Here is a 15,963-nt window from a genome sequence, read left to right on the forward strand (position 1 = left end):
ATTTGGATTTAGATGATGATTTGGATGAGTTTGATGATTCTGATTTGGATTTAGATGATGATTTGGATGAGTTTGATGATTCTGATTGGAATGAATTAGGTTATTATGAATCATTTAAAGATTTTGATTTGGAAAATATCGGATATGTGGCCAGTAAAGGACTTAAAAGTTTTGATTATTTGGAATTTAAAATTATCTCTTATTTGAATAAATTTGGAAATTCTGATGAAAATTGGACTGAAAGCGATGAATTTTTGGCTGAATACAAGTTATATTTGGATAATTCAAGTAATTATGCTTTAAATGAAAGCAATGAATGTTATGAACTTTATTTGAAAATTTATGATTCAATCGTGTCCACTTTTGGAGAATATAATCTAACTCAAAACGAAACAGATTATCTCAGTTTTTTAATTATATTTTATTTAAATCACTATGGTAACTGTTCTGATATCGCTTGGAACGAATCCTGTAAGTTTTCTACTTGTTGTCCACCATACTATTTGACTATGTCACACCCAATTGTTTTAGCATCAGGTTCTGCTCCTGATGATCATGTTGACGGTTATGGGGGTTCAGGTCCTTATAATCCGGGTAGCTATGGAAATGTAGTTTACAGCAATATCTTAAGCAATATCTTAAACAATTCTACAGATTCAAATTCAACTCAATTAAATAATTCCACAATTACTGTTGCACCGAAGAGCACTAATGGAATATATGATTTCTTAATGGTTCTCTTTGTTATTGTAATGATGGTATTGGTAATTATTTAATTTACCTTCTTTTTTTCTTTTTCAGCATTGTTGAAATTCCATTTCTTTTTAACCAAAATCTTTTTATTAATTTGTTAATAAATTATTAACAATGGAGGTTCAATTAATGACTATTGTAAAACATTGTCCTAAGTGTGGAAGTGAACTCAGCGATGATGCGGAATTTTGCACAGAATGTGGTTGTAATCTTTCAAATGGCTCATCTCAGGAGTTAAATGTCAAAAAAGGCTTTTTCAACACATTGGACGATAAAGTTAATTATTCAATAATAATTTTTTCATTTGTAATTTTCGGAATATTTTTGTTTGCAGGTTCTTTTCTATGGTCACAGTTTCTGGCGAATCGATCAATTGATTTGATAACTTATATTATGTTAACTGTGGTGTTTTCGGTATTTTTCGCAGGAATCTTTGTCGGATACTTCGGATGTGATGACAAATCATATGTTTTACCAAATTTTTCAATGTATTTGGGTAGCATATTTGCAGTAGTACTATGCGGTTTGGGTTTGATTTTCGCCTTTTTAATGGGAATATTGACTAGTATTTCTTCTGCTTTTTCATCTTTGGCAAATCCTTCACCATATGCAAGTTCATATCAACCGAAAACTTCAAGTTTCACTCCTAATTTTGATTTAAGTGGTATTTTTAAGATAATGCTGTTCATATTATTGATACCTGTTTCAGCTTACTTTGGAGTTTTCTTGGGGTATTTCTTAAAGCAAAATATTTAATTAATATTTTGTTATCAATTTTTTTACAAAAAAGCTATAATTGAACCATTTAGTATATATACTTATTAACTACATAAATTAATTCATTAATAGATTAAATTTAATTAAATAAAGGTTCGATAATATGGTTAGATTTTCACAATCTCTTGATGATAAACAATCAAATAATAGAGAAAAACAACGCGAACAACTCAAGGATAATCATCATTATTATTCTCATGAAGAAAGGCAGCCTCATGTAGTTCACATGCCGAAAGAGGATAATATTTACAGGCAAGTTCCTAATCCTGAGTATCAAAGACCTGTTTATCAAAAAGAAGATAATTTCTATAGGCCTCCTCAAAGAGCGGAAAGTTCTGAAATCGCTTTTGAAAGACCTAATGTTATTGAAAAAGAATCCGTTAAACCAGATTATCAAAGACCTGAATTAAAATTTCCGCCTAATCAGAATATCCAGTTCGGTGTGGAATATTCTCCAAATTCAAAACCTCCAGTAATTGGTAATAACCATACTATAAGGTCTAATTCAATTATTTACAATGATGTGGTCATTGGGGACAATTTTAGAACTGGGCATAATGTTGTTATTCGTGAAAATACTAACATCGGTGATGATGTTTTAATAGGAACCAATACTGTTATTGAAGGTGATGTAATCATTGGAAATGATGTCAGTATACAATCTAATGTGTATATTCCAACTAATTCAGTAATTGAAGATAATGTATTTATTGGACCTTGTGCTTGTTTTACAAATGATAAGTATCCTGTAAGGATTAACTATGATCTTCAGGGGCCTAAGGTTAGACGTGGAGCTTCAATTGGAGGCAACACTACATTCTTGTCTAATGTTGAAATTGGGGAAGGAGCTATTGTTGCTGCAGGAGCTATTGTAATTCATAGTGTTCCTCCATTCTATTTAGCTATTGGAACCCCTGCCCGTATCAAACCGCTTCCTGACCATTTAAAAGTTCCAAATAGATTTTAGTTTGTAAATATAAAGGAGATTATTTAATGGCTATATATAAATGTAAGATTTGTGGTTATGTTTTTGATGAAAATAATATTGAAGAAGGTTTAAATATCCCTGCAGGGACTAAATTTGAGGATTTGCCATCTTCTTTTAAATGTCCAAAATGCAGGATGGCCAAGGCAATGTTTCAAAAAGTTGAATAATTTTATATATTGCTAAAATGAAAAATATTATTAATTAAATTATAAAAGTTTAAATACTAGACAATTTAATAAAAACATAATAAATCTATAAGGAGATTGTTATCATGGCAAAATTTAAATGTAAAATTTGTGGATATGTAACTGACGAATTTGACGAACTCCCAGAAGACTACAAATGTCCTATGTGTGGCGCTAGCGCTGACATGTTTGAAGAAGTAGAATAGGGGAAGTTAAAATGGCTTTTGTTTGTAAAGTTTGTGGATACGTCCACGAAGCAGATGAATTACCAGAAGGTTTCACCTGCCCAATGTGTGGTGTAGGTGCAGAAAACTTTGAAGAACAATAAGTTTCTTCATTTCTTTTTTTTATATTTTTTCCAAAAATTGTTTATTTTTATATTCAACGCTAATTTTGCCTGAATATTTCTCAAAAATCTTTTTTATATCTCTATTGTCGTTGGATACGATATCATAGTTGACTTTATCTGAGTAATCCTTATCAATAGTTGTTAGCTTGTTATTTCGAACTTCAGTATCTGCTATTTTGATGTCAGAGTATTCAAAAGTAATCCTGTAAACGTCATATTCCTCAATTTCAACGATTTCAGCTTCACCGATAGCCTCCAGAACTGATTTTGAATATGCCCTTACAAGTCCTCCGGCACCTAATTTAATTCCTCCAAAGTATCTTGTAACAACAGCGGTAACATTATGAAGCTCGTTTTTTCTTAAAACATTTATCATTGGTCTTCCTGCGGTTCCACCAGGTTCTCCATCATCATCAAAGCCTTCGCCATCGCTTACGATATATGCTGTGCAGTTATGGGTAGCATCGCTGTACTGCTCATTCAGCTTTTGGATAATTTCCTTTGATTCTCTTTTTGTTTTGGTTGGAAATAATGAGCAAATAAATTGAGATTTTTTCACATTGATTTCACATTGGACCGCTTTTTTTATTGTTTTCATAATATCCCATATATTTATATAATTAATCAAACATATTATAGTTAATTAATTTTTCAAGGTGTTAATGTTGTCAAGTAGATCTGCTACAGTATTGGTAATTGCTATAGTTGCTATTGTTGCATTTTGTTTAGCCAGTGTATTTGGCGCTATGACAGGACCAATATCAATTTTACCGAATGGAAGTGAAGAAGGCGGTGTTTTAGATAATTTGTCTTCTTTTGTTGAACATGGAGATACTGGAGAAAGTTATGGTAATACTAACTATGATAATCATTATTCAGAGGATTCCCATAATGGCGGCTCTAATGTAGAGACAACTACTGATTCAGGTCACTCTGAGGATACGTCAGGTTCTCAGGAACAGTCATCATCAGGTGATAATTCACATGTTGAAACAACTACTCAACAATCATCTGAAACTCATACATCAGAAAGTTCCAGCAGTTCCAATGTCGAAACCACAACTGCTTAATCTTTATTTCTTTTTTTTTAAAAATCTAATAGTTTTTCAACATCCAAAAGCACGGAATTGATGGCCAGACTAAATAATCTTTTTCCGTAAACTTCATCTACATAGACTCCGTTTTCTTCAACATCCCTTGCCCCCTCTTCGATGTTGGGGTCATTTTCACGAGCTTTTTTGAATCCATGCAGTCCGACTTCCTCATATTCGTCAACATTTGCCTGATTTTCAATTTCGTTTTCATTTAAAATTCCTAAAACTTTTGCCATGGATAATTCTCCGCTTCCTCCATGAGGGCCTTCTGATGAGATTACCTTGTTGTTGAATATAATTGATAAATCGGTTTTATCTTCAATATCCCATAATTCTGTCATAAGGGGGATGTTTCCGCCATGAGCATTTACGATAACAACCTTTTCTATGTCTAAGTATTTTTTGGCAGATTTAAGTGTACAAATGACATTTTCTTTTAGTTCTTCAAGGGAAACATGCACGCCGTGGTCAATTTCGTCTAATTCATATGCTGGAAATATTATTCCTAAAAATTTCGCTCCTGTTTCAAGGGCTGATTGAAATGCTATATGTGCTCCGATTTTTGCATCGGTATCTATTGGAAGGGCGGGGCCATGGTTTTCCAAGTGTGATCCAAGGGCTATTATTCCAATTTTGTGAACTCCAGGATCTTTAATTTTACCTGCACGATATCTTAATTCCGCCATGTTTTCACCTTATAATTCAAAGTTCCAAATGTCATCGCCGACATAATGTTTTGTTTCAACGGCTTTTCCGGAATCGTTTTCAACCATTTCTTCGCCGTTTATTAGACTCACTCCAATGGCTAGTGGTTTTCCATGTGTTTCATCAATGATTAAGACAATATCTCCTTTTTCAATCCCCTCATCGGCAGCTACAATTCCAGGGCTCATGATGTCTGCGCCATTGCTCACAAATCTGATTGCACCCATATCGACAGTTACTTTTTTGCTGTCGATTTGATTTGCAAGAGCTGCTTTGAGTGTTGGGAATGGCTTGTCGTCAATTATTATGATGTAAGGTTCTCCATCCACTAAAATAAATGAATTCGGTTCTGCTTCCAGTATTTCAACATTTTTTTTGTTTTGAAGCAAATCGCCGTATTCTCCTAATTCCACTTTTATCTCTTTGATTTTTTTCTTTTTCAAGAAGTTTCTTTTTTTAACTTTAATGCTCATGTTTTTTGCCTATCATATTTTAATGAATAATATTTTTGGATTATGAATAAATAAATTTATTTATTTTTTTGTTTAATTTTTCTTATGGAATATTTGTTGTTTCTTGAAAAAACATATCTGCAGTCTATTTTTTCGCCCAAATTTGCAATATTGAATGGAGGGTCTTTTCGGGTATATTTTCCAATTGAATTTGCGTTATGGTTTATTAATAGGTCTATGCTTAAGTTTATCAGGTTGAGTTCTTGTTTACTGAACCTGGCCTGGGGGATAATAGTCAGGTAGTATCTGTGTATTATCCTGTTGTAATAAGGCTCCTTTCGTAAAAACAGATGTTTTTTTCCAATCAAATCTTCAGTTACTTCTTTGAAATGTTTGGGTTTGATCCCTTTTTTAGACTTTATGTAGGTTTCTTTTGTAAGCAAAGTTCCGTATAATTCATAATAATTAAAATCAATGAAGTATAGTAACGTACATAGTACTGTTTTTCCTACATTAGGTTTGTTATAGCATTTGGATAGAATATAGATAATTAGCTTAACGTATTTGTCCTTGTCGAATTTCATTTTATTACCGGTGATGGTTGGTTGTTTTTGATTTATATTTTGGTTAATATTTAAGAAAACACCGAGAGCATTTGAAAAGTATTCCATATTTTTAAAATTTAAATTCTTGGAGTTATAATATTACTAATTAGGTAGTTTTTTCATTCTTTTTGTTAAAAATAAGGTAACCTTTATATAGTAGTTGAATTATAATTAATAGTATTAGTTTTAATTAGGTTTTGTCTTATCTTAACTTGATTATATTATGTCTAATAATGAGTACTTACTCAAATTTGATTAATAAAACTAAAATTTTGTAATAATATAAGGTGATATAATGAGCGGACAAAATGTTCAAAGACCACTTGATGCATTAGGAAAATCTGTAGATTCTCCAGTTTTAATAAAACTCAAAGGAGATCGTGAATTTAGAGGCACACTTAAGAGCTTTGATTTACACATGAACTTAGTTCTTAACGATGCAGAAGAGTTACAAGACGGGGAAATTACTAGAAGACTCGGTGTTGTCCTCATAAGAGGAGACAATATTGTTTATATTTCACCATAAATATTATTCGATACTTATTTCGAGATCATATTTTTAACGATAACTTAAGGAGGTGTATCAATGTCAAAGGGAACTCCATCAATGGGTAAAAAGAATAAAAAGACCCATATCAGATGCAGAAGATGTGGTAGAAACACTTATCACATACGTAAAAAAGTCTGTGCTTCTTGCGGATTCGGTAAATCCAAAAAACTAAGAAGATACAGTTGGCAAAATAAAAAACCAACTACTAGACAAAGATTAGTATAAGTTGGTTAATGCTTTTGAAGATTATTTAATAATCTTCTATCAAATCTATTTTTCAGGTAACCTTTCAATCACCATATGTTTATTAATAACTTTTTTTAGATACATTCATACACATTTAATTCATTCAAATTAAAATATAGTGGAGGTATCATCATGACAAATTTAGGTGATGTTGCTAAAGATAATAATGTTAATTTAGAAGATTCTGTTGTTTTTGTTAAAGGCGATGATGATATTTTGTCTGTAGACATTAAAAATGTTGGAATAAAACAAAGAGCCGACGACACTATGGGCGTTAGATTTTCCATTACTCCAAAACAGACAAAAGAATTAGAAAGATTTTTTTCTAAATTTCAAAATGGAGAAAAACTTTACTTTAATATTTCACAAACCGGCTACAGGCCAGTGTATTTTAGGGGACTTTCACCGGTCACAAAAGAAGTAAGCACAGAATATGATGCGAAATTTAACGTGACTCTATTCGTGCAGAAGGCTATTGCAGTTCCGGATGACAATTATTTTGAACCGACTTGTGAATGTTGTGAATTTTGCCACATTGGATAACTTGTGGTTGTAATCACTGCTTAAACTGGAAAAATATCCCAAAGATATTCGAAATTTCTATATTATGAGGAATTTGCGAATAATCTTTGTTTATCTATTTTTTTTAAAATTCATCCTCTACTGCTTCCCACAAATCAGTAGCCCATCCTTTGGATCCGTCAATTACCATGTCCAACAGTCTTACTTTACCGTCTTTGAATCTGAATAGTCTGTAGTCCTGTTGCGGTTTTTTTGCGGTTCCTTCTTTATTGCAGTCAAGATATACTCCTTCAGAGTATTCCTGATTAAAGTTTCCTGCTTTTACAAAGTCTCCAACAAGTGAATATCCGTTGGTTACACTTTTATCTAATTTTTCTACTGTTTTTAGCCATCCGCCTTGTGCTCTAAATTTTATATCTGGATCGATTCTTGTAATTTCTTCTTGCCAATTTAAAATCATATTACCAAATCCTTTTCGATATTATGTTTGCCGAAAACTTATTTAAATGAAAAGTAAGAGAGCATTTGGAAAGAAATAATTTAATAACAATAGTTATATATTTTCAGTTTCAATATAAATTATATATAATTAAAATTCCAAAATTATATATGCATATTTATAAATCATTTTGGACTTTTGATTATGAATTCATTATTTGAAAAATTTGGAATAAAAACGGAAAACAAACGTATATATGAGATGGCATTCACTCATGGTTCTTATGCAACAAAAATGGGACTGAATTATACTTATGAAAGATTGGAGTATTTAGGTGATGCTGTTTTAAGTTTGATTGTATCTGAATATTTATATAAGATGTATCCTCAATATGAAGAAGGTAAACTTACAAAATTGAGGGCGAACTATGTCTGTCAGAGTGCTTTGATTTATTATTCTCATGAATTGGGATTGGGAGAATATCTCAAAATATCCGTTGATGAATTGCCTTTAACAGAAAATGAAATACTGTCTATTAAAGCCGATATTTTCGAGTCATTTTTAGGGGCAATATTCCTGGATCAGGGCATAGAATTAGCAAATGATTTTCTGTCCAAAGTAATTTTCAAATATATTGATGAAGAAAAGGTATTTTTCCGAGATTATAAATCTTCAATGAAAGAATATGGGGACGCTGAAGATATAGAAATAACCTATGAAGTATTGGAAGAACATGGATTTCCTCATAATAAAACATTCATAATGGCGATTTTAATTGATGGGGAAATGTTGGGTATAGGAAAAGGAAAGAATAAAAAAGAAGCTGAACAAGCAGCTGCTAAAGTAGCAATTGAAAAATTAGGTGTTTTAGATGAGTGAAGAATCTGTTGGGATTGTTGAAACTAAATATCTCAATATTGAAGAGCCAATTGAATTGGATAGTGGTAAATCTCTTAAAGAAGTCACTGTTGCTTATGAAACTTATGGTGTACTCAATAAAGAAAAATCAAATGCTATTTTAATCTGTCATGCATTGACCGGTGATGCCCATGCTGCAGGTTGGCATGAAGGCGATAAAAAACCAGGATGGTGGGAAATAGTTATTGGTCCGGGCAAAGCATTGGATACAGAAAAATACTTTATAATTTGTTCTAATGTTTTGGGCGGTTGTAAAGGAACAACAGGTCCTAGTTCTATCAATCCTGATACTGGAGTCGAATATGGTATTAATTTTCCAGTAATTACAATAAAGGATATGGTTCATGTTCAAAAGAAATTGGTTGATTCAATGGGAATTGACCAGTTATATGCAGTTATAGGCGGATCCATGGGGGGAATGCAAGTTCTTCAATGGATGGTGTCTTATCCTCAAATGATGAAAAAGGCGGTTCCGATGGCTACTGCAGCAATGTCCTCACCTCAGCAAATTGCATTTAATGCTGTAGGTCGCCAGTCAATCTTTTCCGATCCTGATTGGAATAACGGAAACTATTATGAAGTTGGAAAGATTCCAAAGAATGGCCTTTCAATAGCCCGTATGATTGCCCACATTACTTATTTGAGTGATGAATCAATGTATATCAAATTTGGTCGTGACCTGCAGGACAAGGATGAAATAAGCTATGATTTCACGACAGATTTTCAGGTTGAAAGCTATTTGAAACATCAGGGTGAATCTTTTGTAAAGAGATTTGATGCCAACAGTTATCTGTATATTACAAAGGCTGTTGACCTATTTGACCTGTCTGAGAATAACTCATTGATTGACGGTTTCAAGGATATTGAAGCTAAAATTGAAGTTATATCAGTGGATTCCGATTGGTTATATCCGACTGAACAGAGTACTGAGATTGTAACTGCACTCAATGCCAATGATGTGGAAGTATCATTTTCGGAAATAAAATCCAATTATGGGCATGATGCATTTTTACTTGAAAAGGGACAGCTGAACTTTATCCTGTCAAAATTTCTGGCAAACAATGTTGTTACAGATTTGATGAAAGAGGTAATTGTTACTATTAAAGCCAATGCTGATGTTGAGGAAGCAGCTAAATTGATGCTTGATAAGCAGGTTACTCATATTCCTGTTGTAACTGATGACTATAAGTTGATAGGTATTGTTACAAGCTGGGATTTATCCAAATCAATTGCCACTAACACTAATCGTCTGAAAGATATTATGACCACTACAGTTAAATACTGTTATGCTGATGATTCTATTGAAAATGTCGCTCGGATGATGAGTCAATATGATATATCATCACTTCCTGTCGTTGATGAGGATATGAAAGTATTGGGAATTGTTACAACTGATCAAATTAGTCATTTATTGGGTTAAATTACTAATTTACTTTTTTTTATTTTATAATTTTAAGGAGACATTATTATTTCTAGAAAAGATAAGTTTATTGATGGTGCTAAAAAGGGTATTCCAATCACATTTGGATATGTTCCAATGGGAATTGGTTATGCTGCAATTGCCATAAAGGCAGGTTTCACACCATTGCAGACAATTTCAATGTCTTTTTTAGTATATGCTGGTGCCGGACAAATCATTGCGGCATCAATGGCTCTTTCAGGGGCAACGGCAATAGCAATCATATTGACAAATTTTGTTGTTAATTTAAGGTATTTCGTAATGTCAGCATGTGTCCTGAATCAGGTTGAAGAGTCAAATACTCCTTTAAATATCTTGGCAGCTCATGTTACTGTCGATGAATCATTTGCGATGTTTTCGCTTTCTGAAGATTCATCAATTTGGATATATTTGGGAATTGCAATAACTGCCTGGTTAAGCTGGTGTTTTGGAGCTGCAATCGGTGTGGTATTGCTTGACTTGCTTCCGGTCATTGTTACAAACAGTTTCAATATCTCATTATATGCTTTGTTTGTAGCTATTCTGGTTCCGTCCATTAAAGAATCAAAGCAGATTGCTCTTTTGGTTTTAGTCACAGCAGTTTTAAATATTGTTTTATCTCAATTTTTGGGAAACTGGTCTTTGATTGTATCAACACTTGTCGGTGCGGGAATTGGAATGTATATAGTTGATGATGAATACTTGCTTTCGGGTGATGCATAATGGATTATGTTAGCTTGGTGATTTTAGGCTGTGCAATTGTAACATTTATTCCAAGGCTGATTCCTGCATTATTCATTGATAAACTTGATTTTCCTCCTAAGGCAGAGAAATTCCTGAATTTGATTCCATATACTGCCCTTGCGGCATTAATATGTCCTGGAGTGTTGACAGTTGACAATCAATTGTGGTATATAGGTTTGATAGGTGCTGTTGTAGCGGCAGGTCTTGCTTGGAAGAAGGTTCCTCTCGGAGCTATTGTAATTTTGACTGTTGTTGTGTTGATAACTGTTTATTCTATCGTTCCTTTCTTTTGAATTGTTGTCTTAACAATATGGGGTTATATGTGGGTTGGATTGGGAAGCGATTGTCGGATTTATTGATTAAATTTAATGAAAAACTTGTTTTTGATTTGATTGATTTTCGATTGATTATTCAGTTGGCAAAAAATAGTTATGAAAATGTTTTTTTTTTAGTCCCAAGTATATTTGAGGAAAAATGGGTTCGGTTCAACATGATTATTTATGAGCAACTATGATTATATCATCAAATGTGTTAATGAAATATTACATATGTTAAAGATTAATTACCTACTATATAAATGTTTTTTTTAATTATCTCTATGATAATAATAATTTAAATCAATTTAAATTATAAAAAAACTATTATATATATATGTTAATTAAATAAAAAACTATGGAAATTTATATAATATAATTTTACAGTTATTTTTGATTTTTTAAACTATTTTAAATAGATATAATTAAGTTTATAAAAAATAGTAAAGTTTATATACTATGTAAGTTAACATTAACATAAGTAATTATATTTTAACATAATTGCTTAGTTACTTAAATACTTTTTGCAAAAATGAATTAATTTGTGGATTACAATGAGAACCATGATTAAATATTTAAGACAAGAGCTCAAAATGAGCCAAAAAGAACTGGGTGAAAAAGTTGGAGTAACTCGTCAAACCATTAATGCGCTGGAAAATGGTAGATATAATCCATCTTTATTTTTAGCTTACGAAATAACCCAGGTTTTTAATAAAATAATGTTCAAAGGTGATCGAGAGAAATATTTCATTATGGAAGAGATATTCATCTTCGATGATGATTACTATTAGGTGATAAAATGATTTTAGAAATATATAAAGATGCACTGGAGTATTCAGCTAAAGACTGGAAAACTCTAGTATTATTAGGGGTAATTTGTTTATTCAGTTTTTTATTGCTACCAATTTTCCTGATTGCAGGATATAATTATAGGGTTGTTAGCAATGCAGTACATGGAATTATCAATGGAAGAGACCCATTGCCGGGGTTCGATGATTTAGTAGACATGTTTGTTGATGGGGTAAAAGTTGTAATTGTCCAAATTGCGTATTTGATTGTACCTGTGATTTTATTCCTAATCTTTGCATTCATCGCAACCTATTTGAACGACATGGCTGCAGTCGTATTAGTGATTATCGGATCTTTAATTACATTGGTGGTTGGTGTGATTGCATATTTGATGAGTCAAATGGGATTGTGTCACATGGCATACAATGAGGGAGTATTTTCAAAAGCATTTGAATTACGTGAAATAAAAGAAATCATTGATGAAATTGGTTGGTTTAAATGCATCTTAACCTATTGTGGTTTGATTATCATAACATTTGTCATTTCAACTGTTGTATCAACCATTATTGGAGCTGTATTCACAGTGTTTGGATTTTCAGGTCTTCTGTTCAGTGCTGAAGCAGCAAGCGGAATATTCATTTTCGGTATGTTGGTCAATTGGTTAATTTCCTTGTTCATTGTCGGACCATATTTAGGAATATTCAATTCAAGATCCATAGGATTATTATATACAATGCAAATTTAAGGTGATAATGTGGCAAGCATAACAGATTGTGTCGTTGAAGGATTGAAATATCCTTTCAATGACATCAAAAAACTTTTAGGATTAGGAGTTCTGTTTGCGTTGATAAGTGCATTATCCACATTTATTAGCACACAATCATTTGAAGTTTCTACAATAACAATGAATTTTGTTGAAAATGCAAATGGCACTGTTTCCCAGATGGCTTCTTCACAATTGCCAACCGGAAACATTTATCTGATAATTGGATTGTCTGTACTTAGTTTCATTGTCTCTTTATTTATATTAGGCTACCAGTATGATATTGTAAAGTTTGCAATAGACAAAAAGCCTGAACTTCCAGGATTCAACGATGTAATTGATCTCTTTGTCAAAGGGATAAAATATTTCATCGTCGTCGTTGCGTACAATGTCATTCCAATGATTGTATTGTTTGCTGGTATGGTGTTTGGTGGTGACGTATCAGTAATGATGGTCTTCATATTGATTTCAGTGGTACTGTTTATAATCGCATATTTCCTTCTTGTCATGGCAATAAACAATATGGTCGCTCATGACAGCATTAAAAAGGCATTCGACTTTAAGGAAATAACAGACAATATCGCTAATTTCGGATGGGGAAAGTATGTTGGGATAATCATCTTTACAGTTATTGTATATGTGATTATCATGGTTGCAGTAAGCTTTGTTTTAAGCTTCATTACTGTAGCACTTTCAATAGCTATCCCAAATCAAATAATAGCAATATCAATCGTTGCAATAATTGAAGGATTGTTTATAGATTCCTATGCGTCAATATTCTTCAATAGGGTATGCGGATCAATATATAGGGAATCAATTAAATAGTTGGAATGTTTAAACACATTCCGCATTTTATTTTTTTTTAATAATTTTTGGAGGTTTTAATGTGGCAGACTATGTCATCGAAACAAATAAGTTGTCAAAAATAAACAATGTGTATGCTTTTAAATCTCACATATCCAAGCAGTGGGAATATACTTCTCTTTGGTAAAAATCCAAAAAGTCATTCAAAAGAAATTTATCCAAAAATAGGATCAATTATTGAAACTCCGGGTTTTTATGAAAATTTAACTGCATATGAAAACTTAAAACTCATTGCAAAAATAAGGGGAGATTTCAATCCGCAGGATATAAATTCAGTTCTTGAAATGGTTAATCTGGATAAAGATAAATCAAAAAAGTTCAGCGATTTTTCATTAGGTATGAAGCAACGTTTGGGAATAGCTGCCGCTATTATGCACAGTCCTGAATTGCTGATTTTGGATGAGCCAATCAATGGTCTTGATCCTTTCGGAATCAAAGAGATAAGGACATTACTTAAGAGATTGTCCCATGAATTTGGAATAACAATCCTGATTTCATCCCATATTCTAAGCGAAATAGAAAATATTGCAGATGTCATCGGATTCATGGACAATGGAGTTCTGATAGATGAAATTTCAAAAGAAGAATTATACAATCGATTAAATAAATTTGTTGAATTTGAGGTATCTGATGTTGAATTGGCTAGAAATATATTTAATCTATTGGAGCTTAAGGAAAATGAGGATTTTGCAGTTGGCGGACATACAATTCGTTTGTATACTCATCTGGAGATGAGGGATAAATTCAATGCATTATTTGTAAAATCAGGAATTGATGTTAAAAAGGTAAATTTATGTGAAGAAAACCTGGAGGAATTTTTCACACGTTTCGTTTCCAATAACTAGGTGATATAAATGTTGACTTTCATTGAAATGGAATTTTTAAAGCTTAAAAGATCAAAAATATTTTTGTTAAGTTTGATGGGGGCTGTTCTTCCTCCCTTTTTAATGTTTATAGCAGTAACTGCCTTTGATGAGGGAGGGACTTTTGAAGCGTTATTCACTAATGTGAATATGTATATGACTGCAATGTTTGCAGTTTTAATCTTTGCAATAATCATATCCTACCTTTTCGGAAGGGAATACAATGAACATACTCTAAAAACAATGTTGACAATACCAATTTCACGGGAAAAGTTTCTGGCAAGTAAATACCTCATGTTTTTAGTATGGATAGTGATTTTAACTGTGACTACAAGCATATCAACATTGGTGTTTGGTTTCATCGCAAATCTGGACGGATTCAGCTTAAAACTGTTTATGGATAGCTTTGCACAGCTTCTATATGCAAATGTGCTGCTGTTTTTGACATTCTCTCCATTCGTTTTTGTATCGTTATTCATTACAAATATGGTTCCTGCAATGATTGGAGGTGCAGGATTGGCATTGGTGAACTTGATGGTTTATGGTCAAAACTGGGCACCATTTGTTCCTTGGATATCTCCATATCTGATTGCATCAGGGAAAATAGCAGAGTATGGTGCAAGCATGTCCGTATCTTATGGTATTATTTTAGCCACTTTCGTTATTGGGCTTGCAGTTTCATATATTTACTTCACAAGATGTGATGTTTCACTTTAGCATTACTTATCAAATGCTCTTGCTAATGATTTAATTATCATAAATTAATAATGTTTAATTGGATGTGATATTATGAATGATTTTGAAAATCAAAAATTCTGTCAATCTTGTGCAATGCCGTTAACCGATGAGCTTTTCGGAACCAATGCAGACGGCACAAAAAATGAAGACTACTGCATGTACTGCTTCAAGGATGGGGAATTCACTTCAGACATGTCAATGGAAGAGATGATGAGTTTCTGCATAGATAAAATGGTTGAAGTTCACCCTGAAATCGATAAAGCTGAAGCCAGTACAATGATGAAAGATGTATTTCCTAAATTGAAAAGATGGGCAAATGATTAATTTCCCATTTATCAATTTTTTTTTTTGATTTAATTTCCAAATTCCTTTTTAATATTTCAAAAATTATATAATGTAATAAATAGTATATATTAATGGAGTTTTAAAATGAAATTATGGAATCCAATTGCTTTTTTTATAAGTTTGATTATGAGTATAGTGATGCCTTTGATTTTTGCAACACCAATGGGAATGCCCCTTGATATATGCTTTTTAATGTGGCCAATTCGTTGGGTTGTTGCCTATTTTATAGTTAATTTAATCGTTCATCCGTTATCTCTTAAACTGGCAGGAAAATTGTTTGACTATAAGTTAGGCATGAAAACAGGTTTGTGGAACCCATTGGCATTTTTCATAAGCTTGATGATGAGCTTTATAATGCCTTTGATATTTGGAGTTCCTAACGGACAATTGTCTGCAGATGTATTATTCTATATGTGGCCGGTTAGATGGGTTGTAGCTTACTTTATAGTAAGTCAGATTGTCAATCCAGTGTCATTCAAGTTAGCGGTAAAAATATTAGGATTCAATCCTATGAAATAGCTA

The 15,963-nt window shown here is 32.3% G+C and carries 26 protein-coding genes; 21 read left to right on the plus strand and 5 right to left on the minus strand.

Features of this window, described 5'->3' with window-relative positions; translation table 11 throughout:
* The 6 genes from QZV68_RS06865 to QZV68_RS06890 all read left to right on the plus strand — a co-directional run.
* A partial coding sequence (locus QZV68_RS06865; RefSeq protein WP_296879863.1) for a hypothetical protein occupies window positions 1-776 on the plus strand: 776 nt, incomplete at its 5' end.
* A gap of 106 nt (window positions 777-882) precedes the next feature.
* The gene (locus QZV68_RS06870) at window positions 883-1,509 is read left to right on the plus strand and encodes a zinc-ribbon domain-containing protein (RefSeq protein ID WP_296879864.1); all 627 of its coding nucleotides are present in this window, start codon (window positions 883-885) and stop codon (window positions 1,507-1,509) included.
* Window positions 1,510-1,960: 451 nt separating this feature from the next.
* Entirely contained in the window at window positions 1,961-2,497 is a 537-nt protein-coding gene (locus QZV68_RS06875) for an acyltransferase (protein WP_296879945.1), read from the plus strand.
* Between the two features lie 26 nt (window positions 2,498-2,523).
* Window positions 2,524-2,685, plus strand: a complete 162-nt coding sequence (locus QZV68_RS06880) for a rubredoxin (RefSeq protein ID WP_296879866.1) — start codon at window positions 2,524-2,526, stop codon at window positions 2,683-2,685.
* Window positions 2,686-2,789: 104 nt separating this feature from the next.
* Window positions 2,790-2,909, plus strand: coding sequence for a rubredoxin (locus tag QZV68_RS06885; protein ID WP_296879869.1), 120 nt, complete (start codon window positions 2,790-2,792; stop codon window positions 2,907-2,909).
* 11 nt (window positions 2,910-2,920) lie between these two features.
* The gene (locus QZV68_RS06890; RefSeq protein ID WP_292606563.1) at window positions 2,921-3,031 is read left to right on the plus strand and encodes a rubredoxin-like domain-containing protein; all 111 of its coding nucleotides are present in this window, start codon (window positions 2,921-2,923) and stop codon (window positions 3,029-3,031) included.
* Window positions 3,032-3,050: 19 nt separating this feature from the next.
* On the opposite strand, the gene QZV68_RS06895 is transcribed toward QZV68_RS06890, so the two are convergent.
* Window positions 3,051-3,650 (minus strand): YigZ family protein, encoded by a 600-nt coding sequence (locus tag QZV68_RS06895; protein ID WP_296879871.1) that lies wholly within the window; start codon window positions 3,648-3,650, stop codon window positions 3,051-3,053.
* A 64-nt stretch (window positions 3,651-3,714) separates the two neighbouring features.
* On the opposite strand from QZV68_RS06895, the gene QZV68_RS06900 reads away from it, so the two are divergent.
* Entirely contained in the window at window positions 3,715-4,122 is a 408-nt protein-coding gene (locus tag QZV68_RS06900; protein WP_296879873.1) for a hypothetical protein, read from the plus strand.
* A gap of 17 nt (window positions 4,123-4,139) precedes the next feature.
* Here QZV68_RS06900 and arfB read toward each other — a convergent pair whose 3' ends face one another.
* From arfB to QZV68_RS06915, 3 genes are read right to left on the minus strand one after another with little or no spacing between them, the layout of a single operon-like run.
* Window positions 4,140-4,832 (minus strand): 2-amino-5-formylamino-6-ribosylaminopyrimidin-4(3H)-one 5'-monophosphate deformylase, encoded by a 693-nt coding sequence (gene arfB / locus QZV68_RS06905; RefSeq protein ID WP_296879875.1) that lies wholly within the window; start codon window positions 4,830-4,832, stop codon window positions 4,140-4,142.
* A 9-nt stretch (window positions 4,833-4,841) separates the two neighbouring features.
* Window positions 4,842-5,324 (minus strand): RNA-binding protein, encoded by a 483-nt coding sequence (locus tag QZV68_RS06910; protein WP_296879877.1) that lies wholly within the window; start codon window positions 5,322-5,324, stop codon window positions 4,842-4,844.
* Window positions 5,325-5,380: 56 nt separating this feature from the next.
* Window positions 5,381-5,887, minus strand: coding sequence for a type II toxin-antitoxin system antitoxin SocA domain-containing protein (locus QZV68_RS06915; protein WP_296879879.1), 507 nt, complete (start codon window positions 5,885-5,887; stop codon window positions 5,381-5,383).
* 316 nt (window positions 5,888-6,203) lie between these two features.
* Here QZV68_RS06915 and QZV68_RS06920 point away from each other — a divergent pair, with 316 nt between their 5' ends.
* The 3 genes from QZV68_RS06920 to QZV68_RS06930 all read left to right on the plus strand — a co-directional run bounded on the left by QZV68_RS06920 (window position 6,204) and on the right by QZV68_RS06930 (window position 7,247).
* Complete coding sequence (locus tag QZV68_RS06920) at window positions 6,204-6,434, plus strand: LSm family protein (protein ID WP_296879881.1); 231 nt, start codon at window positions 6,204-6,206, stop codon at window positions 6,432-6,434.
* Window positions 6,435-6,494: 60 nt separating this feature from the next.
* A complete protein-coding gene (locus tag QZV68_RS06925) occupies window positions 6,495-6,683 on the plus strand; it encodes a 50S ribosomal protein L37e (protein ID WP_067042784.1) in 189 nt (62 codons plus the stop codon).
* Window positions 6,684-6,836: 153 nt separating this feature from the next.
* Window positions 6,837-7,247 carry a hypothetical protein gene (locus QZV68_RS06930; RefSeq protein WP_296879883.1) on the plus strand — a complete coding sequence of 137 codons (411 nt, stop codon included), beginning with the start codon at window positions 6,837-6,839 and terminating at the stop codon, window positions 7,245-7,247.
* A gap of 103 nt (window positions 7,248-7,350) precedes the next feature.
* Here QZV68_RS06930 and QZV68_RS06935 read toward each other — a convergent pair whose 3' ends face one another.
* Window positions 7,351-7,686 carry a hypothetical protein gene (locus tag QZV68_RS06935; protein ID WP_296879885.1) on the minus strand — a complete coding sequence of 112 codons (336 nt, stop codon included), beginning with the start codon at window positions 7,684-7,686 and terminating at the stop codon, window positions 7,351-7,353.
* A 183-nt stretch (window positions 7,687-7,869) separates the two neighbouring features.
* Between QZV68_RS06935 and rnc the strand changes: the two genes are divergently transcribed.
* From rnc to QZV68_RS06990, 11 genes are all read left to right on the plus strand, one after another.
* On the plus strand, window positions 7,870-8,544 hold the full coding sequence (gene rnc / locus QZV68_RS06940; RefSeq protein WP_296879887.1) for a ribonuclease III: 675 nt from the start codon (window positions 7,870-7,872) through the stop codon (window positions 8,542-8,544).
* Complete coding sequence (locus QZV68_RS06945; protein ID WP_296879889.1) at window positions 8,537-10,003, plus strand: homoserine O-acetyltransferase; 1,467 nt, start codon at window positions 8,537-8,539, stop codon at window positions 10,001-10,003. Before rnc ends, QZV68_RS06945 begins: the two co-directional genes overlap by 8 nt.
* Before the next feature lie 96 nt (window positions 10,004-10,099).
* Complete coding sequence (locus QZV68_RS06950) at window positions 10,100-10,744, plus strand: AzlC family ABC transporter permease (protein ID WP_296879947.1); 645 nt, start codon at window positions 10,100-10,102, stop codon at window positions 10,742-10,744.
* The gene (locus QZV68_RS06955) at window positions 10,744-11,058 is read left to right on the plus strand and encodes an AzlD domain-containing protein (RefSeq protein ID WP_296879891.1); all 315 of its coding nucleotides are present in this window, start codon (window positions 10,744-10,746) and stop codon (window positions 11,056-11,058) included. Before QZV68_RS06950 ends, QZV68_RS06955 begins: the two co-directional genes overlap by 1 nt.
* A 575-nt stretch (window positions 11,059-11,633) precedes the next feature.
* Window positions 11,634-11,870, plus strand: coding sequence for a helix-turn-helix transcriptional regulator (locus tag QZV68_RS06960; protein ID WP_296879893.1), 237 nt, complete (start codon window positions 11,634-11,636; stop codon window positions 11,868-11,870).
* A gap of 8 nt (window positions 11,871-11,878) precedes the next feature.
* A complete protein-coding gene (locus QZV68_RS06965; RefSeq protein ID WP_296879894.1) occupies window positions 11,879-12,613 on the plus strand; it encodes a DUF4013 domain-containing protein in 735 nt (244 codons plus the stop codon).
* Window positions 12,614-12,622: 9 nt separating this feature from the next.
* On the plus strand, window positions 12,623-13,456 hold the full coding sequence (locus tag QZV68_RS06970; RefSeq protein WP_296879895.1) for a DUF4013 domain-containing protein: 834 nt from the start codon (window positions 12,623-12,625) through the stop codon (window positions 13,454-13,456).
* Window positions 13,457-13,569: 113 nt separating this feature from the next.
* The gene (locus tag QZV68_RS06975; protein ID WP_296879896.1) at window positions 13,570-14,340 is read left to right on the plus strand and encodes an ABC transporter ATP-binding protein; all 771 of its coding nucleotides are present in this window, start codon (window positions 13,570-13,572) and stop codon (window positions 14,338-14,340) included.
* 9 nt (window positions 14,341-14,349) lie between these two features.
* A complete protein-coding gene (locus QZV68_RS06980; RefSeq protein WP_296879897.1) occupies window positions 14,350-15,075 on the plus strand; it encodes an ABC transporter permease in 726 nt (241 codons plus the stop codon).
* A 72-nt stretch (window positions 15,076-15,147) separates the two neighbouring features.
* Complete coding sequence (locus QZV68_RS06985) at window positions 15,148-15,420, plus strand: zinc ribbon domain-containing protein (protein ID WP_296879898.1); 273 nt, start codon at window positions 15,148-15,150, stop codon at window positions 15,418-15,420.
* Between the two features lie 105 nt (window positions 15,421-15,525).
* Window positions 15,526-15,960 carry a hypothetical protein gene (locus QZV68_RS06990; protein ID WP_296879899.1) on the plus strand — a complete coding sequence of 145 codons (435 nt, stop codon included), beginning with the start codon at window positions 15,526-15,528 and terminating at the stop codon, window positions 15,958-15,960.
* Window positions 15,961-15,963: the final 3 nt, after the last annotated feature.

Origin of the sequence: uncultured Methanobrevibacter sp., assembly GCF_902801725.1 — an archaeon.
Taxonomy (GTDB): domain Archaea; phylum Methanobacteriota; class Methanobacteria; order Methanobacteriales; family Methanobacteriaceae; genus Methanocatella.

What these genes read in the sequence shown, in the direction of transcription:
- QZV68_RS06870 (WP_296879864.1), top strand. Translation starts at nt 883, where the DNA reads ATGACTATTGTAAAACATTGTCCTAAGTGTGGAAGTGAACTCAGCGAT.
- QZV68_RS06880 (WP_296879866.1), top strand. Translation starts at nt 2,524, where the DNA reads ATGGCTATATATAAATGTAAGATTTGTGGTTATGTTTTTGATGAAAAT.
- QZV68_RS06885 (WP_296879869.1), top strand. Translation starts at nt 2,790, where the DNA reads ATGGCAAAATTTAAATGTAAAATTTGTGGATATGTAACTGACGAATTT.
- QZV68_RS06890 (WP_292606563.1), top strand. Translation starts at nt 2,921, where the DNA reads ATGGCTTTTGTTTGTAAAGTTTGTGGATACGTCCACGAAGCAGATGAA.
- QZV68_RS06895 (WP_296879871.1), bottom strand. Translation starts at nt 3,650, where the DNA reads ATGAAAACAATAAAAAAAGCGGTCCAATGTGAAATCAATGTGAAAAAA.
- QZV68_RS06900 (WP_296879873.1), top strand. Translation starts at nt 3,715, where the DNA reads ATGTTGTCAAGTAGATCTGCTACAGTATTGGTAATTGCTATAGTTGCT.
- arfB (WP_296879875.1), bottom strand. Translation starts at nt 4,832, where the DNA reads ATGGCGGAATTAAGATATCGTGCAGGTAAAATTAAAGATCCTGGAGTT.
- QZV68_RS06910 (WP_296879877.1), bottom strand. Translation starts at nt 5,324, where the DNA reads ATGAGCATTAAAGTTAAAAAAAGAAACTTCTTGAAAAAGAAAAAAATC.
- QZV68_RS06915 (WP_296879879.1), bottom strand. Translation starts at nt 5,887, where the DNA reads ATGAAATTCGACAAGGACAAATACGTTAAGCTAATTATCTATATTCTA.
- QZV68_RS06920 (WP_296879881.1), top strand. Translation starts at nt 6,204, where the DNA reads ATGAGCGGACAAAATGTTCAAAGACCACTTGATGCATTAGGAAAATCT.
- QZV68_RS06925 (WP_067042784.1), top strand. Translation starts at nt 6,495, where the DNA reads ATGTCAAAGGGAACTCCATCAATGGGTAAAAAGAATAAAAAGACCCAT.
- QZV68_RS06930 (WP_296879883.1), top strand. Translation starts at nt 6,837, where the DNA reads ATGACAAATTTAGGTGATGTTGCTAAAGATAATAATGTTAATTTAGAA.
- QZV68_RS06935 (WP_296879885.1), bottom strand. Translation starts at nt 7,686, where the DNA reads ATGATTTTAAATTGGCAAGAAGAAATTACAAGAATCGATCCAGATATA.
- rnc (WP_296879887.1), top strand. Translation starts at nt 7,870, where the DNA reads ATGAATTCATTATTTGAAAAATTTGGAATAAAAACGGAAAACAAACGT.
- QZV68_RS06945 (WP_296879889.1), top strand. Translation starts at nt 8,537, where the DNA reads ATGAGTGAAGAATCTGTTGGGATTGTTGAAACTAAATATCTCAATATT.
- QZV68_RS06955 (WP_296879891.1), top strand. Translation starts at nt 10,744, where the DNA reads ATGGATTATGTTAGCTTGGTGATTTTAGGCTGTGCAATTGTAACATTT.
- QZV68_RS06960 (WP_296879893.1), top strand. Translation starts at nt 11,634, where the DNA reads ATGAGAACCATGATTAAATATTTAAGACAAGAGCTCAAAATGAGCCAA.
- QZV68_RS06965 (WP_296879894.1), top strand. Translation starts at nt 11,879, where the DNA reads ATGATTTTAGAAATATATAAAGATGCACTGGAGTATTCAGCTAAAGAC.
- QZV68_RS06975 (WP_296879896.1), top strand. Translation starts at nt 13,570, where the DNA reads ATGCTTTTAAATCTCACATATCCAAGCAGTGGGAATATACTTCTCTTT.
- QZV68_RS06980 (WP_296879897.1), top strand. Translation starts at nt 14,350, where the DNA reads ATGTTGACTTTCATTGAAATGGAATTTTTAAAGCTTAAAAGATCAAAA.
- QZV68_RS06985 (WP_296879898.1), top strand. Translation starts at nt 15,148, where the DNA reads ATGAATGATTTTGAAAATCAAAAATTCTGTCAATCTTGTGCAATGCCG.
- QZV68_RS06990 (WP_296879899.1), top strand. Translation starts at nt 15,526, where the DNA reads ATGAAATTATGGAATCCAATTGCTTTTTTTATAAGTTTGATTATGAGT.